Source organism: Streptomyces albus subsp. albus, assembly GCF_000725885.1.
Lineage (GTDB): Bacteria > Actinomycetota > Actinomycetes > Streptomycetales > Streptomycetaceae > Streptomyces > Streptomyces albus.
On record NZ_JODR01000086.1, the window covers coordinates 1 to 376 of the forward strand.

The 376-nt window shown below is 68.4% G+C and carries 1 pseudogene; it reads left to right on the forward strand.

What is annotated here, in order from left to right:
* Positions 1–376, forward strand: a pseudogene (locus IO40_RS0132835) (DNA topoisomerase IV subunit B); the annotation flags it as partial.

The following is a 376-nucleotide window of genomic DNA, read 5'->3' on the forward strand; positions in this document are numbered from 1 at the left end:
GTATGCGCGGGCGCGGCAGACGGCGTTTTTGGTGCCGGGGCTGACGATCGTGGTGCGGGACGAGCAGGGCCTGGGCGGTGAGGGCGTCTCGGAGGAGACGTTCCGTTACGACGGGGGGATCAGCGAGTTCTGTGAGTATCTGGCTCCGGACCGTCCGGTGTGTGATGTGCTGCGGCTGCGGGGTCAGGGCTCGTTCAAGGAGACGGTGCCGGTGCTGGACGAGCGCGGGCACATGATCCCCACCGAGGTGCAGCGGGAGCTGGGTGTGGATGTGGCGCTGCGGTGGGGGACGGGGTATGACACGACGCTGCGGTCGTTCGTGAACATCATCGCCACGCCGAAGGGCGGCACGCATGTGGCGGGGTTCGAGCGTGCG